Annotated in this window: 17 protein-coding genes; 15 read left to right on the top strand and 2 right to left on the bottom strand. The window is 63.6% G+C overall.

The annotated features are described in order from the left end of the window. Positions 1-81: 81 nt before the first annotated feature. Entirely contained in the window at positions 82-1,047 is a 966-nt protein-coding gene (locus C1I89_RS23560; protein WP_102770808.1) for an IS5 family transposase, read from the bottom strand. Between the two features lie 201 nt (positions 1,048-1,248). Between C1I89_RS23560 and C1I89_RS23555 the strand changes: the two genes are divergently transcribed. The 13 genes from C1I89_RS23555 (at position 1,249) to C1I89_RS34615 (ending at position 13,117) form a co-directional block, all read left to right on the top strand. Continuing rightward, positions 1,249-1,866, top strand: coding sequence for a hypothetical protein (locus C1I89_RS23555; RefSeq protein WP_219929602.1), 618 nt, complete (start codon positions 1,249-1,251; stop codon positions 1,864-1,866). 226 nt (positions 1,867-2,092) lie between these two features. Further along, entirely contained in the window at positions 2,093-2,272 is a 180-nt protein-coding gene (locus C1I89_RS35960; protein ID WP_440130662.1) for a DUF6990 domain-containing protein, read from the top strand. Positions 2,273-2,867: 595 nt separating this feature from the next. Continuing rightward, positions 2,868-3,194, top strand: a complete 327-nt coding sequence (locus C1I89_RS23545) for a DUF6990 domain-containing protein (protein WP_440130661.1) — start codon at positions 2,868-2,870, stop codon at positions 3,192-3,194. A 283-nt stretch (positions 3,195-3,477) separates the two neighbouring features. Next, on the top strand, positions 3,478-3,984 hold the full coding sequence (locus C1I89_RS23540) for a contact-dependent growth inhibition system immunity protein (RefSeq protein ID WP_102774864.1): 507 nt from the start codon (positions 3,478-3,480) through the stop codon (positions 3,982-3,984). A 148-nt stretch (positions 3,985-4,132) separates the two neighbouring features. After that, the gene (locus tag C1I89_RS23535; RefSeq protein WP_102774863.1) at positions 4,133-5,161 is read left to right on the top strand and encodes a sulfate ABC transporter substrate-binding protein; all 1,029 of its coding nucleotides are present in this window, start codon (positions 4,133-4,135) and stop codon (positions 5,159-5,161) included. Positions 5,162-5,183: 22 nt separating this feature from the next. Beyond that, the gene (gene cysT, locus C1I89_RS23530) at positions 5,184-6,074 is read left to right on the top strand and encodes a sulfate ABC transporter permease subunit CysT (protein ID WP_102774956.1); all 891 of its coding nucleotides are present in this window, start codon (positions 5,184-5,186) and stop codon (positions 6,072-6,074) included. Beyond that, on the top strand, positions 6,071-6,970 hold the full coding sequence (gene cysW / locus C1I89_RS23525) for a sulfate ABC transporter permease subunit CysW (RefSeq protein ID WP_102774862.1): 900 nt from the start codon (positions 6,071-6,073) through the stop codon (positions 6,968-6,970). The genes cysT and cysW overlap by 4 nt, the downstream gene beginning before the upstream one ends. A 26-nt stretch (positions 6,971-6,996) precedes the next feature. After that, the gene (locus C1I89_RS23520) at positions 6,997-8,061 is read left to right on the top strand and encodes a sulfate/molybdate ABC transporter ATP-binding protein (protein ID WP_102774861.1); all 1,065 of its coding nucleotides are present in this window, start codon (positions 6,997-6,999) and stop codon (positions 8,059-8,061) included. Beyond that, complete coding sequence (locus C1I89_RS23515; protein ID WP_102774860.1) at positions 8,058-8,798, top strand: phosphoadenylyl-sulfate reductase; 741 nt, start codon at positions 8,058-8,060, stop codon at positions 8,796-8,798. The genes C1I89_RS23520 and C1I89_RS23515 overlap by 4 nt, the downstream gene beginning before the upstream one ends. A 40-nt stretch (positions 8,799-8,838) precedes the next feature. Continuing rightward, complete coding sequence (cysD, locus tag C1I89_RS23510) at positions 8,839-9,747, top strand: sulfate adenylyltransferase subunit CysD (protein ID WP_102774859.1); 909 nt, start codon at positions 8,839-8,841, stop codon at positions 9,745-9,747. Positions 9,748-9,762: 15 nt separating this feature from the next. Next, positions 9,763-11,061, top strand: a complete 1,299-nt coding sequence (locus C1I89_RS23505) for a sulfate adenylyltransferase subunit 1 (protein ID WP_102774858.1) — start codon at positions 9,763-9,765, stop codon at positions 11,059-11,061. Between the two features lie 214 nt (positions 11,062-11,275). After that, a complete protein-coding gene (locus tag C1I89_RS23500; RefSeq protein WP_258231512.1) occupies positions 11,276-12,607 on the top strand; it encodes a PA0069 family radical SAM protein in 1,332 nt (443 codons plus the stop codon). Between the two features lie 72 nt (positions 12,608-12,679). Continuing rightward, the gene (locus C1I89_RS34615) at positions 12,680-13,117 is read left to right on the top strand and encodes a hypothetical protein (RefSeq protein WP_168202336.1); all 438 of its coding nucleotides are present in this window, start codon (positions 12,680-12,682) and stop codon (positions 13,115-13,117) included. Positions 13,118-13,130: 13 nt separating this feature from the next. On the opposite strand, the gene C1I89_RS23490 is transcribed toward C1I89_RS34615, so the two are convergent. Next, positions 13,131-14,003 carry a DMT family transporter gene (locus C1I89_RS23490; protein WP_102774855.1) on the bottom strand — a complete coding sequence of 291 codons (873 nt, stop codon included), beginning with the start codon at positions 14,001-14,003 and terminating at the stop codon, positions 13,131-13,133. 287 nt (positions 14,004-14,290) lie between these two features. Between C1I89_RS23490 and rplS the strand changes: the two genes are divergently transcribed. Together rplS and C1I89_RS23480 are read left to right on the top strand one after the other, a co-directional pair. Then, on the top strand, positions 14,291-14,671 hold the full coding sequence (gene rplS / locus C1I89_RS23485) for a 50S ribosomal protein L19 (RefSeq protein WP_043543023.1): 381 nt from the start codon (positions 14,291-14,293) through the stop codon (positions 14,669-14,671). Positions 14,672-14,794: 123 nt separating this feature from the next. Continuing rightward, positions 14,795-15,526 (top strand): CoA pyrophosphatase, encoded by a 732-nt coding sequence (locus C1I89_RS23480; protein ID WP_102774854.1) that lies wholly within the window; start codon positions 14,795-14,797, stop codon positions 15,524-15,526. The last annotated feature ends 13 nt before the right edge of the window (positions 15,527-15,539 follow it).

The raw sequence follows: 15,539 nt of genomic DNA, 5'->3' as shown, positions 1-15,539 counted from the left end.
TGCTCAAATCATCGCCACTTTCGGGTTGTTTGCACCCCGATCAGGCCCGTTTTCGGGCCTGTTGGCGCTTTTTGGGCGCACTTACCCTGCCACCGCCGTCAACGGGCGGCGTGCCATCCAGATATTGGACAGCGTAAACAACATTTTCAAATGCGCAGTGTTCTTGGCCAGTCCACGGAATCTGACTTTACGAAACCCGAATTGGCATTTGATGACACGAAACGGATGCTCAACCTTGGCTCGAAGACTGGATTTGGCCCGCTCAATGTTTTGCGTCAAACGATCAATTGCGCTGTTACCCAAGGCGCGCCGTTTGCCGGGGCGCATGGCAATGTGCCAGGTTACGTCACGCCCTTGGTGCTCGGGTCGTTTGTCTACGCCTTGATAACCGGCATCGCCAAAAGCCAACGTTTCTTCACCATGCAGCAACGCAGCCGCCTGAGTAACATCATGCTCATTGGCAGCGGTGCCCACCACCGTGTGGACCAGCCCGCTGTGAAGATCAACCCCAATGTGGGCCTTCATCCCAAAGTGCCACTGGTTTCCCTTTTTGGTCTGATGCATCTCGGGGTCCCGCGTGCCGCTGGCGTTCTTGGTCGAGCTGGGTGCATCGATAATTGTGGCGTCCACAATGGTGCCTTTGCGCACCTGAATGCCTTGATCCTGCAACAGCAGGTTGACCGCCTCAAGCGCTTGGTCGGCAATGTTGTGCTGCTCGAGCAGATGACGGAAGTTCAAAATGGTGGTCTCGTCCGGCACACGACCTCCAGGCAGTTTGGCAAACTGGCGCATCGAAAAGCTGTCGTACAGCGTCTCTTCCATGGCCGGGTCCGACAGCGAAAACCACAGTTGCATGAAGTAGATGCGCAGCATCGTTTCCAGCGGATACGGTGGACGACCGATGCCCGGTTTGGGGTAATGCGGATCGACCAGATCGGCAAAGAGCTTCCACGGCACCGCACGCTCCATCTTGGCCAGAAACTTCTCACGGCGCGTTTTCTTGCGTTTGCCAACGTACTCGGCTTCGGAAAAACTCAACTGGCTCATCGGGTTCACTCGGATCGGACTGTTTTCAATAACTTATATTCTGACAGGTTCGTTGGACTTGTTCAGAGGTTCCTTAGAACGAAAATAGAAACAATCGACTGGGCTGTCGGCGAAAAGTTCATTGATTCATTGGGTTTGGAGGACGGTCTGCTGATTCCGGAATTGATTTCGCATAACGTAGACAGGTTTAGAGATCCGTTCGTGGGGAAAGCGCTTTGCAAAGAAGTTTGGGCTTCGAAAATTCTACTGCGCACTGATGATGGATTTTCGTCAGACTTTTTCCAGGATTTTGCATGGAAAAGAAGGCGATCAATTGTGTCAAAAGGCGATGTGAGCCATACGTTCAAAAACATCCGAGATCAAGTGGTACCAGGGTCCATTTCTTTCTATGCTGCGTTTAGTGACAAAGTGAATTGGCATAGAATTTTCAAAACCTGGTGCGAAATTTTTCCGCCTCAACTGGGAATGCTTCATGCTTTCGCAGGACCTGAGCTGGCTCCGTCGGCAAAATACGATAGTTTCCAGATTGGCTCGTTTAACGCGCTCTTGAAACCTGAGGTGCCGAATATCGGCTGGGCAATGGTTTATGGTGATGAATTCGCTCAGGAGGTGAATGTCCGACGCATTGTTGAGGCGGGATTTGCTATTGAAAATGTCGGCAACGGATACCTAGTCAGAGTTACGGATAGTATTAATGACGTAGTTGCCGATTTTTGGCAATTTTCAAGGCGACGTGCCGAACTTAAGAAGTTGTTCCGAGCCGGATTTTTCCTGACCGAAGATGAACCGCTACGAGAAAAGATTGTTTCTGATGCATGAGCGATACTGATAATGAATTGGGGATGAGCCGGCAGGAGGCCCTAGCTGCAAGTCGAATGATCGGTCCGGCGACCGCGCCAGCGTTCCTTAATGTCAAAGGCCGTGCCGAGGAAAAATATAATGAGTACGCAACCTAAAAAAGTAAGTCGGAGCTCATTGAGAGAATGAAATCTGCTTTATGGATGTCGTGGGTGGCGTTATGGTCATATAACCCAGCCATCGTGGCATAAGGGATTCGTGGATCAGCAAAGGGATAACAAAAGTAGGGACGATCGCCGCTGACGTCGAACGCCTGAACAGCTACAAGAACAGTTTTGAAAAGGGCGGCAGACTCGGATTCGTGCCCTACATCACTGTAGACATCATCGATCGAGCGATCCTGATCGCTCAAAAATACGCAAAGTAGTCGAAAAACTACTTCATCCCGCCTTGAGTTTCGAGCTGCGAGTTGTGAAATGATACTTCCAATTCCAAAAGATGAATGCCGTCAGCTTGTGGATTTTATAGAATTGCTGGGTCCAACTGAATGGCGAAAATCGACGGCGAGTGAGTATGTTATTCGGTCAGCCGTGGGGTGGGAGATTGGAAGTCAAATTGAATGCCCTCCGGAAATATTGTTTCGGTTCGAACAGGATAAGCCAGAAGTCATATCCCTGCTCCGGCGGGCTATTTTAAGTTATAGAGGGATAGTGAGTTGGGTTCTGCAGGACTTCGATCGTGGGTCCGGGAGGCGTTCGAACTGGGTAATAATGCCCCGTCGCCTTTTGGAGGTTGAGCAGAAGGCGCAGGATCTAGAGATTTCTCCAAGAAAGTACATGACGAGGTATGAACCAGAGTTTGGAGCTATTGCATATCGGGATATGGCTGGATTGACTGAACATGTGCTCAATTTTTTCGAGCACCTAGACTCCAAGAAACCAGAAAGTTGAACAGGCCGGAGAAGAAAACTTTATGGTCAATGAGAAATTTCGAGCATAGCCGCCGATAAATCAAATTAACGGGTGGTTGTTGCCGAAGGTTTTTGGCTTACGAGAATTTCTGCAGAGGACGTGCAGCGACTTTCCGACGGAGCCATATCCTGGGCTCAATCCCAGGGCCTAGGTGCTGGATTGTCGGCCTATAGAAATTTGCCGACTGACGCTAAAGGTGAGATGCCCCTTCGTCATCTCGCGGCCTTGGCGATCGCCGGTGATGTCGAACGCCTGAACAGCTACAAGAACAGTTTTGAAAAGGGCGACAGACTCGGATCCGTGCCCTACATCACTGTAGACATGATCGATCGAGCGATCCTGATCGTTCAAAAAAAACGTGAAGTCATCGAAAAATAGCCAGAATTCAATCTAACTCCTGCGTGAGACTGTGGCAGTCAAGCGGATAAGCCAAAAAGGCGGTGCGAGACGGATGGCTTAGCGGATGCAAAGGCGGGTTGCCAACGCTCATGATCGGTCCGCACATCACTCAGAAATTCCCGCAAGCAAACGACGGTAATTCGATCCCAAGCAGAGATCTCGTTCAGAAATTCGGTCTTATTCCCGACGATTCGCCAAGAGGGTAGGGCTATTCTGAAGGCATTCATATCGATGCCTAACCCTTCTTGAATCAATTCTTGAAATGAACGGGACCATTCAAAAGCTGTGGGCGGAGGTCAAGGCGAATAGGGATTTCATTTTCGTGCAGACCCTATCGGGACATGTCATTGCGCTTCCCGATCCCAAGGGAAGGAGTTTCTTTCTGTCGCGCGTATCCCCCGATAATGAATTGGGAGCGAGCCTGCTGCAGGCCCTGGCTGCAAGCCGAATGATCGACCCGGAGGACGAGCCAGGGTTTTTCGATGTCAAAGGCCGTGCCACGGAAAAATACAACGAGTGGGTGGCCGCGACGATGGCAAGGTTTTCCTATAAAAGAAAGTCGGATCTCTTTGATCGGATGAAATTCTGCTTCGTGGACGTCGTGGAGGGCGTCCTGACCATATATCCCAGCCACCGCGACAAAAGGGGAGCGTGGACCAGCAAGGGGATAACGAAGGAACACCACGTCACGCTTGCCTATAACAGTTATCCCGATGCGGTCGGCGCAGCGCTTCGTCTGGCCCTGGAACGTTGCAAGGGAAAGGTGTAGCCGGCGTGGCGGGTGCGTCGCCGGCCAGTCCGTCTCGCCGGCCCATCCTATATGCCTCAAAGCGATGAGCAACCAAATAATGATTCGTTCCGTTCAGATCGGCTAGCCCGCAAACTTGCTTCCACGTTGCTAGACACAGGGAGCAGGGATGTCTTTCAGGAAAGCCGGTTGGCTGGCCGCCGTGGCCGCCGTTACGTTGTCGTTCGCCGCCATCGCGCCCGTCCAGGCGCAGCAGAAGCAGACGCTGCTCAATGTCTCGTATGACCCGACCCGCGAGCTGTATCGCGCCATCGATACCGCGTTCGCCGATCGGTACAAGGAACAGGCCGGCGTCGAGCTGACCATACGCCAGTCGCACGGCGGCTCGGGCCGCCAGGCGCGCTCGGTCATCGACGGGCTGGAGGCCGACGTGGTGACGCTGGCCCTGGCCTATGACATCGACGCCATCGCGGACCGCGGGCTGCTGCCCGCCGACTGGCAGGCGCGCCTGCCGCAGAACAGTTCCCCCTATACCTCGACCATCGTGTTCCTGGTGCGCAAGGGCAATCCCAAGCAGATCAAGGACTGGGACGACCTGGTCAAGGACGGGGTGCAGGTGATTACGCCCAATCCCAAGACCTCGGGCGGGGCGCGCTGGAATTATCTGGCGGCCTGGGCCTATGCGCTGGAAAAGAACGGCGGCAGCGAGGAGCGCGCCCGGGCTTTCGTCGGCGATCTGCTGCGGCACGTGCCGGTGCTCGATACCGGCGCGCGCGGCGCCACCACCACCTTCGTGGAGCGCGGCGTGGGCGACGTGCTGCTGGCGTGGGAGAACGAGGCTTTTCTGGCGCTCGAGGAGCTGGGGCCGGACAAGTTCGACATCGTGGTGCCGTCCCTGTCGATCCTGGCCGAGCCGCCGGTCGCCGTGGTCGACAAGGTGGTGGACAGGAAGGGCACGCGCAAGGCGGCCCAGGCCTATCTGGAGTTCCTCTATACGCCGGCGGCCCAGGAAATCATCGCGAAGAATTACTACCGGCCCATCGATCCGGCCGTGGCGGCGAAATACGCGGACAAGTTTCCCAAGGTCAAGCTCGTGAACATCGACGACAAGATCTTCGGCGGCTGGCGCAAGGCGCAGAAGGACCACTTCAGCGACGGCGGCACGTTCGACCAGATTTACCTGCCGCAGAAGAAATAGGCGCATCGACCGGACCATGGCCATGACTTCTGCCGCCACTCATACGGCCAGCGCTGCGCCGGCCTTGTTCGCCGCGCGCCGGCGCAGCCCGGGCGTGCTGCCCGGCTTCGGCATCTCGATGGGCTATGCCGTGCTGTACCTCAGCGTGCTGGTGCTCATCCCGCTGGCGGCGCTGCCCATCCGCAGCGCGGCGCTGGGCTGGCAGGGGTTCTGGGACACGGTGGCCGCGCCGCGGGTGGTGGCCTCGTACCAGCTGACGTTCGGGGCTTCGCTGGTCGCGGCGCTGGTGAACCTGGTGTTCGGCACCATCGTGGCCTGGGTGCTGGTGCGCTACCGTTTTCCGGGCAAGAAGATCCTGGACGCGCTGGTGGACCTGCCGTTCGCGCTGCCCACGGCGGTGGCCGGCATCGCGCTGACCGCGCTGTATTCCGAGAAGGGCTGGCTGGGCGCGCCGCTGGCCGAATGGTTCGGCTGGAAAGTGGCGTTCACGCCGCTGGGCATCGTGGTGGCGCTGATTTTCATCGGCGTGCCGTTCGTGGTGCGCACGGTGCAGCCGGTGCTGGAGGACGTGGAGCGCGAGATCGAGGAAGCCGCCGCCAGCCTGGGCGCGAGCCGCTGGCAGACCATCCGCCGGGTGTTGTTTCCGATCCTGCTGCCCGCCCTGATGACGGGTTTCGCGCTGGCCTTCGCGCGCGCCATCGGGGAGTACGGATCGGTGGTGTTCATCGCCGGCAACATGCCCATGGTGTCGGAGATCACGCCGCTGCTCATCATCGCCAAGCTGGAGGAGTTCGACTACGCAGGCGCGGCCGCCATCGCGACCGTGATGCTGCTGCTGTCGTTCGCGCTGCTGCTGGTGATCAACCTGCTGCAAGGCTGGCAGTCGCGCCGCAATCTGGGGAGGCTGGCATGAGCGCATCGGACCGTCCCGCCCACCTGACCGAGCCGCGCTGGGCGCGCGGCCTGCTGCTGACCGTCGCGCTGGCGTTCCTGGCGCTGTTCCTGATCGTGCCCTTGGCGGCGGTGTTCGCCGAGGCCTTCAAGAAGGGCTGGGAGCTGTACCTGGCCGCCATCGTCGAGCCGGACGCGCTGGCCGCGATCCGCCTGACGCTGCTGGTGGCGGCGATCGCGCTGCCGCTGAACCTGGTGTTCGGGGTCGCGGCGGCGTGGGCGGTCACCAAGTTCCAGTTCCGGGGCAAGCAGTTCCTGATCACCCTGATCGATCTGCCGTTTTCGGTGTCGCCGGTGGTGGCCGGCCTGGTGTTCGTGCTGCTGTTCGGCTCGCAGGGCTGGTTCGGCGGCTGGCTGCAGGCGCATGACATCAAGATCGTCTACGCCGTGCCCGGCATCGTCCTGGCCTCGCTGTTCGTGACCTTTCCGTTCGTCGCGCGCGAGCTGATACCGCTGATGCAGGCGCAGGGCAGCGAGGAGGAACAGGCCGCGCTGACGCTGGGCGCCAGCGGCTGGCAGATCTTCTGGCGCGTGACGCTGCCGAACATCAAATGGGGCCTGCTGTATGGCGCCATCCTGTGCAACGCGCGCGCCATGGGCGAGTTCGGCGCGGTCTCGGTGGTGTCCGGGCAGATCCGGGGGCTGACCAACACCATGACCCTGCACGTCGAGATTCTGTACAACGAATACCAGTACGCGGCGGCGTTCGCGGTGGCCTCGCTGCTGGCCTTGCTGGCGCTGGTGACGCTGGTGGCCAAGAACCTGGTCGAGTGGCGCAATGCGCGCCTGCTGCAGCCCGCCGGCCAGCCGGCCGAGCATCCCGGCCAGACGGCCCCCATCCAGCCGGCCGCCGCCTGAGACTGGCGGCCCACACGGAGACCAGAATGAGTATCGAAGTCCGCAACCTGTCCAAGCGCTTCGGCGAATTCCGCGCCTTGAACGACGTATCGCTGCACATCGAGACGGGCGAGCTGGTGGCGCTGCTGGGGCCTTCGGGCTGCGGCAAGACGACGCTGCTGCGCATCATCGCGGGGCTGGAGTCGGCCGACGCCGGCAGCGTGCTGTTCGCGGGCGAGGATGCCACGGCGGTGGACGTGCGCCGCCGCCAGGTCGGTTTCGTGTTCCAGCACTACGCGCTCTTCAAGCACATGACGGTGTTCGAGAACGTGGCTTTCGGGCTGCGCGTCAAGCACCGGTCGCAGCGTCCGCCCGAGGACCAGATCCGGCGCAAGGTGCACGACCTGCTGGGCCTGGTGCAGCTGGACTGGCTGGCCGACCGCTATCCGGCGCAGCTGTCCGGCGGCCAGCGCCAGCGCATCGCGCTGGCCCGCGCGCTGGCCGTGGAGCCCAGGGTGCTGCTGCTGGACGAACCTTTCGGCGCGCTGGACGCCAAGGTGCGCAAGGAACTGCGGCGCTGGCTGCGGCGGCTGCACGACGAGCTGCACGTGGCCAGCGTGTTCGTGACCCATGACCAGGAAGAAGCGCTGGAGGTGTCCGACCGCGTGGTGCTGATGAACGCCGGCCGCATCGAACAGGTGGGCACGCCGCGCGAGGTCTGGGAAGCGCCGGCCACGCCGTTCGTGTATGGCTTTCTGGGAGACGTGAATTCGCTGCAGGGCGTGGCCACGCGCGGGGTCTGGAGCGGCGCTGGCCTGTCGCTGCCCGCGCCCGAACTGGCCCAGGCCGAGAGCCAGCGCGCCACCGCCTACGTGCGGCCGCACGAATTCGACATCGAACGCTACCGCGCCGGCGCCGAGGGCATCGCGGTGCGCCTGTCGCACGCCTATCTGGCCGGGCCCAGCGCCTACCTGGAACTGGCGCGCGAGGACTCGGCGGCGCTGATCGAGGCCGAGGTGCCCGAGTCGCGATACCGCGAGCTGGGCCTGCGCGACGGCGAAATCCTTCTGGCGCGTCCGCGGCGGGCGCGCATTTTTGCGGTGCCGGCATGACGACTGAATTTTTTCCCCAACTGGAAGACGGGCTGGCCGCGCGCTGGCGCGAACTGAACCTGACCCTGGCCGACATCCGGCGCCGCTACCCCGATGCGGCGCTGGCCTCGTCGCTGGCCGCCGAGGACATGGTGCTGACGCACGCGCTGTACGCCGCCGGCTCGGACCTGGAAGTCTTTACGCTGGACACGGGCCGGCTGCATGCCGAAACGCTGGGCGTGCTGGACGCGGTGCGCGAGCGCTACGGACGCGAGGTGACCGTGTACCGTCCCGACGCCGAGGCCGTGGCGCGGCACGTGGCCGAGCACGGCGCCTATGCGTTCTACGAGAGCGTGGAACTGCGCAAAGCCTGTTGCGGCATCCGCAAGGTCGAACCGCTCAAGCGCGCGCTGGCCGGGCGCGGCGCCTGGATCACGGGGCAGCGGCGCGCGCAGTCCACCACCCGCGGCGAACTGCCGCTGGAAGAGCGCGACGAGACCTTCGGCCTCTACAAGTTCAACCCGCTGGCCGAGTGGAGCGAGGAGGAGGTCTGGTCCCTCATCCGCGCTTTCGGCATTCCCTATAACCCGCTGCACGACCAGGGCTACCCGTCCATCGGCTGCGAGCCCTGTACGCGCGCCGTGCGGCCGGGCGAGGACCTGCGCGCCGGACGCTGGTGGTGGGAGTCATCGGACTCCAAGGAATGCGGCCTGCATGCGGGCAACCGGGTCATCTCCGTCGTGGCGCGCGCCGAATGACGCCGCCCCTGAATTCGAAATCTGTTTTAGTGGAGTAGTCATGTCTGCCGTCATCCAACGCAGCCACCTGGATTGGCTGGAATCGGAAGCGATATTCATCCTGCGCGAGGTCGCCGCGGAAAGCGAAAAGCCGGTGCTGCTGTTTTCGGGCGGCAAGGATTCCGTGGTGCTGCTGCGCCTGGCGGAAAAGGCCTTCCGGCCCGGCCGCTTTCCGTTTCCCCTGATGCATATCGACACCGGACACAACTTCGACGAGGTGATCGCTTTCCGCGACGCGCGCGCGGCCGAGCTGGGCGAGACCCTGATCGTGCGCAGCGTGGAGGACTCGATCGCGCGCGGCAGCGTGGTCCTGCGCCGCGAGACCGATTCGCGCAACGCGGCGCAGGCCGTGACGCTGCTGGAGGCGATCGAGGAATTCGGCTTCGACGCCTGCATCGGCGGGGCGCGGCGCGACGAGGAGAAGGCGCGCGCCAAGGAACGCATTTTTTCGTTCCGCGACGAATTCGGCCAATGGGACCCCAAGGCCCAGCGTCCCGAGCTGTGGAACCTGTTCAACACCCGCGTGCACCGCGGCGAGAACATGCGCGTGTTCCCGATCTCGAACTGGACCGAGCTGGACGTCTGGCAGTACATCCAGCGCGAACGGCTGGCGCTGCCTTCCATCTACTACAGCCACGAGCGCGAAGTGGTGCGCCGCAAGGGCCTCTTGGTGCCGGTCACGCGGCTGACGCCGCCGCAGGAAGGCGAGCAGGTCGAGCGCCTGCCGGTGCGCTTTCGCACCGTGGGCGATATCTCCTGCACCTGCCCGGTGGCTTCCGAGGCCGCCGACCCGCTGGCCATCATCGCCGAGACCGCGGTGACCGACATCACCGAGCGCGGCGCCACCCGCATGGACGACCAGACTTCCGAGGCCTCGATGGAGCGCCGCAAGAAGGAAGGCTATTTCTGATCGCAAAGGACGCACATGAACGCACTGAACGAATCCTTTCTTTTTGGCGCCGACGCGGGCGTGCTGCGCCTGATCACCGCCGGGTCGGTGGACGACGGCAAGTCCACCCTGATCGGCCGCCTGCTGTACGACAGCAAGGGCGTGTTCGCCGACCAGCTCGACGCGATCTCGCGCGCCAAGCACAAGCGCGTGGCGGGCGACGGCATCGACTTCTCGCTGCTGACCGACGGCCTGGAGGCCGAGCGCGAGCAGGGCATCACCATCGACGTGGCCTACCGCTATTTCTCCACGCCGACCCGCAAATTCATCATCGCCGACGCGCCGGGCCACGAGCAGTACACGCGCAACATGGTGACCGGGGCGTCGACGGCGGACGTGGCCGTGATCCTGATCGACGCCACCCGCGCGGCCGACGGCTACCTGCTGCCGCAGACCAAGCGCCACAGCACCATCGCGCGCCTGCTGGGCATCCGTCACATCGTGGTGGCGGTCAACAAGATGGACCTGGTGGACTGGGATCGCGCCGTGTTCGAACGCATCCGCGATGCCTATGCGGCGCTGGCCGCCAAGCTGGGCATCGCGCATTTCGACGCGCTGCCGCTGTCGGCGCTCAACGGCGACAACGTGGTCACGCTGTCTGCCAACACGCCATGGTACGAAGGGCAGCCCCTGCTGGCGCTGCTGGAATCGCTGGACCTGGCGGCCGACGGGCGCGCCGCGCCGCTGCGCCTGCCGGTGCAATGGGTCGCGCGCCATGACGGCGACCGCAAGGAAGACTTCCGCGGCTACGCCGGCCGCGTGGCCAGCGGCGTGCTGCGCCCGGGAGACGAGATCGCGGTGCAGCCTTCGGGCGTGACCGCCAGGGTGCGCGAGCTGCGCGCCTTCGACCGCCTGCTTGACGAGGCGGTGGCCGGCGATTCGATCACGCTGGTGCTGGACCGTGACGTGGACGTGTCGCGCGGCGACGTCATCGTGCACGCCGCGGCGCCCGCCACGGTTGCGCGCGAGTTCGAGGCCGAGCTGTGCTGGCTCGACGCGCAGGCCTTGAACCCGGCGCGCAAGTATCTGCTGAAGTCGGGCACGCGGCTGACGTCGGCGAAGATCCGCGCGGTGCTGTCGCATCGCGATATCCATGAGCTGCAGGAAGTGGAGAACACCGAAGGCACGCTGCGCATGAACGATATCGGCAGGGTCAGCTTCACCACGCGCGACGCGCTGGCGGTCGACCGTTATGCCGACGTGCCGGCGACCGGGGCGTTCATCCTGATCGACGAAGCCACGCACCAGACCGCCGCCGCCGGCATGCTGCGTTAAGCGGCGGGCGCGGCCGCCCGGCGGCGGCCCCACGGTCCCGATCCGCGCTGTTGTTTTTGCGCTAAACCTAGCATTGGCACGGGTTTGCGGGCGATATCGCCTGATGAAATCGATTTGTCCTCCCGGCGCGGGCGTCTTGCGGTAAAGTGGGGTTGTCTTACGAAAAGGCTTTTGGTGCTTGTCAAAACCACTGTGTTTTTGTACAGTAGTTTTCATGGCACTCACCGATCATTCTTTTCCCGCCGGTTCTGGGTCCCCGGCTGCCGCCCCCGCCGCCTTGCGCGGTCGGGGTGCGGTTACTAATGTTCGGCATCGCTTTCAGCGCGATGACCGCGTGCAGGTCGACGACGGCTGGTCCGCCTCCGGATTGCCGGCCGATTTCGTAGACACTGTCCCCGATAATTATTCCGACGCAGCCTCCACGGAAGCACCTTCCCGGTTCATTCCCATCCTGCCCGACACGCGCCATGCGCCGGCCGCGCCCAAGACCACGGTCACGGCGGAACAGGCCCGCAAGATGCTGTCGTGCAACGATTCGCCCGACATTCCCTTCGACGCCGCGATCAACCCCTACCGCGGCTGCGAGCACGGCTGCGTGTATTGCTACGCCCGGCCCACGCATTCCTACCTGGGCTATTCGCCCGGGCTGGATTTCGAAACCCGGCTGGTGGCCAAGGCCAATGCGGTCCAGGCCCTGCGCGCCGAACTCAGCCGCCCCGGTTACAAGCCGTCGCCCATCAATATCGGGTCGGCCACCGATCCGTACCAGCCCATCGAGCGCGAGTGGCGCCTGACGCGCGGCCTGCTCGAACTCATGCTGGAAACCCGGCATCCACTCACCATCGTCACCAAGAACGGCCTGGTCGCCCGCGACCTGGACCTGCTGGCGGCCCTGGCCGAACAAAAACTGGTGGTGGTCTACATGAGCATCACCACGCTGGACGCCGCCATGGCCCGCACGCTGGAGCCCCGCGCCGCCGCGCCCTGGCGCCGCCTGGAGGCCGTGCGCAGCCTGACCGACGCCGGCGTGCCCGTGGGGGTGCTGGTGGCGCCGGTCATCCCGTTCATCAACGACGAATCCATGGAGCACATCCTCCAGGAGTCCAAGGCGGCCGGCGCCCATTACGCCAGCTACACCGTCCTGCGCCTGCCGTGGGAGGTCAAGACCCTGTTCGAGGACTGGCTCAACGTCCATTTTCCCGACCGCGCCCAGCGTGTGCTGCACCGCGTCGAAGACCTGCGCAACGGCCGCCGCAACGATCCCAATTTCGGTTCGCGCATGCGCGGAACCGGCGTCTGGGCCGACCTGCTGCGCCAGCGTTTCGCCGTCGCCACGCGCAAGCTGGGCCTGAACCGGCACCGGCTGGCCCTGGATTGCAGTCGCTTCCTGCGCCCGGCCGGCGCGCAGGCGGGCGCGGATTTCCCTCTATCCCCGGCTGGCGCGCAAGCGTCTTCAGGGGTCCCCGTTTCCCACGTATCGCCCCGTCGCGGTTCGCCCCGTCACGTATCGCCCGCGGCCGCAGGCCAGTTGTCATTGTTCGATTGACCGCGGGCTGTCGCCGCGGAGGGTTGCCCGGGCGCCTGCCCAGGCGCTGGATCGTCTTTTCAAGGAGTTCACATGAACACCGCCGATATTTCCGTCCTGCCGGACGAGCTTGCCGTCTCGCTGAATCCGCTGCGCCGTGGCGCGCAGCGCGCCCGCATGGTCTGCGCCCGGCTGGCGGGCCTGGCCTCGCCCTGGGACGCGTCCCTGTCGGAAGGCGGCGCGCGCCGGCGTGCGCGCCCCGGTTCCATGCCGGCCCGCTGGCCGTTCCCGCCGGCGCCGGCCGAAGCGGGCGTGCAGACGCCGCCGGCCGCGCCTGCCGCGGCCCCCACGCCCGTCGGCCGTCCCGCCGCAGCCCCGGCCGCGCGCGATCACAGCCTGGGCAACGCCACGGTCGAGCCCGTCACGGCGCGGGTCACCCGCAAGCAGATGGTGGTGGACGTGATCATGGTGCTGGCCTGGGGCGCCATCATTCCCGGGCTGATGTGGCTGGGCGCGGCCGCCGGCTTCTGACCGGCCCGGCGGCTCAGGTGGAACCCAGCAGCACCACGCCCACCAGTATGGACAAACAGCCGGCCAGGCGGCCCGGCCCGACTTTTTCGCGCAGCAGGAACATGCCCGCCAGGGTGCCCAGCATCATGGACATTTCCCGCGCAGGCGCCACCAGGCTCAGCGGCGCGCCGTTGCGCAAGGCGTACAGCACCAGGATGTAGCCCAGCGGCGACAGCAGGCCCACCGCCAGCGCCAGGTGCCAATGGCCGCGCATGGAATCCCAGGCCTGGGCCCGGCGGCTCAGCATGTGGGGCGTCATCATGGCCGTGCGGGTCACGCAGGTGAACCAGTCGAACAGCACCGGGCTGATCAGCAGCACCTTTACGCCGTAGGCGTCCACCACGGTATAGGCCGCGATGAAAAGGCCGATCACCATGCCCCAGCGCACGCCGATCCAGGCCTGGGCCTGCTTGAAGATGGCCAGCCGGCCCTGGGTGGCGATCAGCAGCACGCCGATCACCACGCACAGCATGCCGGCGATGCCGGTGCCGGTGGCGGGTTCGCCCAGCAGCAGGAAGGCGCCGGTGGTCGACAGCAGCGGGCCGGTGCCCCGGGCGATCGGATACACCACCGACAGGTCCGCCACCTGATAGCCGCGCTGCAGGCACAGGCTGTAGCCCAGGTGCAACAGGCTCGAAGTCAGGATGGCGCCCACCACGGGCCAGGTCCAGGTCATGCCGTCGTGCATCAGCACCCAGGCCACCCACGGCGCGTACAGCACCGAAGCGCACAGCCCGTAGGCGAAAACGAAGGGCGCGCCCACCATGGCCGCGCGCTTGGCGAGCAGATTCCACGTTGCGTGGGCCATCGCCGCCAGGACGACCAAAAGCAGGGACGAGTACGACATGTAGGGAGCCGCGCCGTGTGACGTGTTTGTTACAGAGAGTGGAAGCGTACAGCAAAGCTGCGGCGCACGCATATTCTACCCAGCGTGTTTTGGGATTTTTGGTGTAGAATCATTGGTTTGCCAAATCTCATCCTCTGCTTGCGGCAAGAGTGGGGCGGGGCCACAGGCCCGGGCTCACAGGCACGCGGCTTCTTTCGAGCGTCTTTTTTGCATCGTCAGGAGCCCGCGCGCAAACAATATCGGACGGCAAATTCAGTCCGCAATGACACGATGATCTAGGAGTTCTCATGAACCTTATCGCTATCCTGGAACAGGAAGAAATCGCCCGCCTGACCGGCGGTGTGGCCAAGCCTGAATTTGCTCCCGGTGACACCGTCATCGTGAGCGTGAACGTCGTTGAAGGCACCCGCAAGCGCGTGCAGGCCTTCGAAGGCGTCGTCATCGCCAAGCGCAACCGCGGCCTGAACTCCGCGTTCACCGTGCGCAAGATTTCGTCGGGTGAAGCCGTGGAACGTACGTTCCAGCTGTACTCGCCGCAAATCGCCGGCATCGAAGTCAAGCGCCGCGGCGACGTGCGCCGCGCCAAGCTGTACTACCTGCGCAACCGCTCGGGCAAGTCGGCGCGTATCAAGGAAAAGCTGGTCAGCAAGCAAGCCTCGGCGGCTTGATCGCTTATCGGCACACGGCCCTACCAGTGTCGGACGCTCACGCCCTCCCGCGTTTTCGTCCGGCACGGGTTTCCGGGTTAAAAAGGCACCTGCGAGGGTGCCTTTTTCTTTTCAAAAAGCCGTATGTCTGATTCCTCGTCTTCTCCGCGGCCACGCCGGCCGTTGGCGCGTCCCGGCTTCGATCCGGCGACGCAACCGTGGGTGACGGCCAACGAGGCCCTGCCCGCCGTGCCCGCCAGTCTGCTGACGCCCGACCGCTTGCGCGGCACGCTCAGCCAGCCGTCGACCTGGACGCTGGAACTGTCGCGCGATACCGACCTGCGCTATCCGGGCCGCGAAGGCGTGCCGGTGCCGGCCGCGGTGCTGATTCCGCTGGTGGCCCGCGACAACGGCGTGTCCATCATGCTCACGCAGCGCGCCGCCCACCTGCACGACCATGCCGGCCAGATCAGTTTTCCGGGCGGGCGCATCGAACTCAGTGACGCCACGCCGCAGGCCGCCGCGCTGCGCGAGGCCGAAGAAGAAACCGGCCTGCCGGCCAGCCACGTGGAAGTGCTGGGCAGCATGCCGCCTTATCTGACGGCCACCGGTTTTTCCATCATTCCCGTGGTGTCGCTGGTGCGCCCGGGCTTCGATCTGGCGCCCGACGCCTTCGAGGTGGCCGAGGTGTTCGAAGTGCCGCTGCCGTTCCTGATGGACCCGGCCAACCACCGCCTGTACCAGGCCCGGCTGGACGACGGCCGGGTGCGCCAGTACTACGGCATGCCCTACGGCAAGCATTTCATCTGGGGCGCCACCGCCGGCATGCTGCGCAACCTGTATCACCTGGTGCGCCACGGCTTCGAGCCGCGCTGACGGGACGCCGGGG

Origin of the sequence: Achromobacter pulmonis, assembly GCF_002885955.2 — a bacterium.
GTDB lineage: Bacteria > Pseudomonadota > Gammaproteobacteria > Burkholderiales > Burkholderiaceae_B > Achromobacter > Achromobacter pulmonis_A.
Note: the sequence above shows the minus strand (reverse complement) of the source record. Positions and strands in the feature narration are given on the sequence as shown.

Coding starts and splice junctions, on each gene's coding strand:
- cysW (WP_102774862.1), top strand. CDS start 6,071: ATGAGCGCATCGGACCGTCCCGCCCACCTGACCGAGCCGCGCTGGGCG.
- C1I89_RS23515 (WP_102774860.1), top strand. CDS start 8,058: ATGACGACTGAATTTTTTCCCCAACTGGAAGACGGGCTGGCCGCGCGC.
- C1I89_RS23505 (WP_102774858.1), top strand. CDS start 9,763: ATGAACGCACTGAACGAATCCTTTCTTTTTGGCGCCGACGCGGGCGTG.
- C1I89_RS34615 (WP_168202336.1), top strand. CDS start 12,680: ATGAACACCGCCGATATTTCCGTCCTGCCGGACGAGCTTGCCGTCTCG.
- C1I89_RS23540 (WP_102774864.1), top strand. CDS start 3,478: ATGAACGGGACCATTCAAAAGCTGTGGGCGGAGGTCAAGGCGAATAGG.
- C1I89_RS23500 (WP_258231512.1), top strand. CDS start 11,276: ATGGCACTCACCGATCATTCTTTTCCCGCCGGTTCTGGGTCCCCGGCT.
- C1I89_RS23490 (WP_102774855.1), bottom strand. CDS start 14,003: ATGTCGTACTCGTCCCTGCTTTTGGTCGTCCTGGCGGCGATGGCCCAC.
- C1I89_RS23520 (WP_102774861.1), top strand. CDS start 6,997: ATGAGTATCGAAGTCCGCAACCTGTCCAAGCGCTTCGGCGAATTCCGC.
- cysD (WP_102774859.1), top strand. CDS start 8,839: ATGTCTGCCGTCATCCAACGCAGCCACCTGGATTGGCTGGAATCGGAA.
- cysT (WP_102774956.1), top strand. CDS start 5,184: ATGACTTCTGCCGCCACTCATACGGCCAGCGCTGCGCCGGCCTTGTTC.
- C1I89_RS23535 (WP_102774863.1), top strand. CDS start 4,133: ATGTCTTTCAGGAAAGCCGGTTGGCTGGCCGCCGTGGCCGCCGTTACG.
- rplS (WP_043543023.1), top strand. CDS start 14,291: ATGAACCTTATCGCTATCCTGGAACAGGAAGAAATCGCCCGCCTGACC.
- C1I89_RS23560 (WP_102770808.1), bottom strand. CDS start 1,047: ATGAGCCAGTTGAGTTTTTCCGAAGCCGAGTACGTTGGCAAACGCAAG.
- C1I89_RS23480 (WP_102774854.1), top strand. CDS start 14,795: ATGTCTGATTCCTCGTCTTCTCCGCGGCCACGCCGGCCGTTGGCGCGT.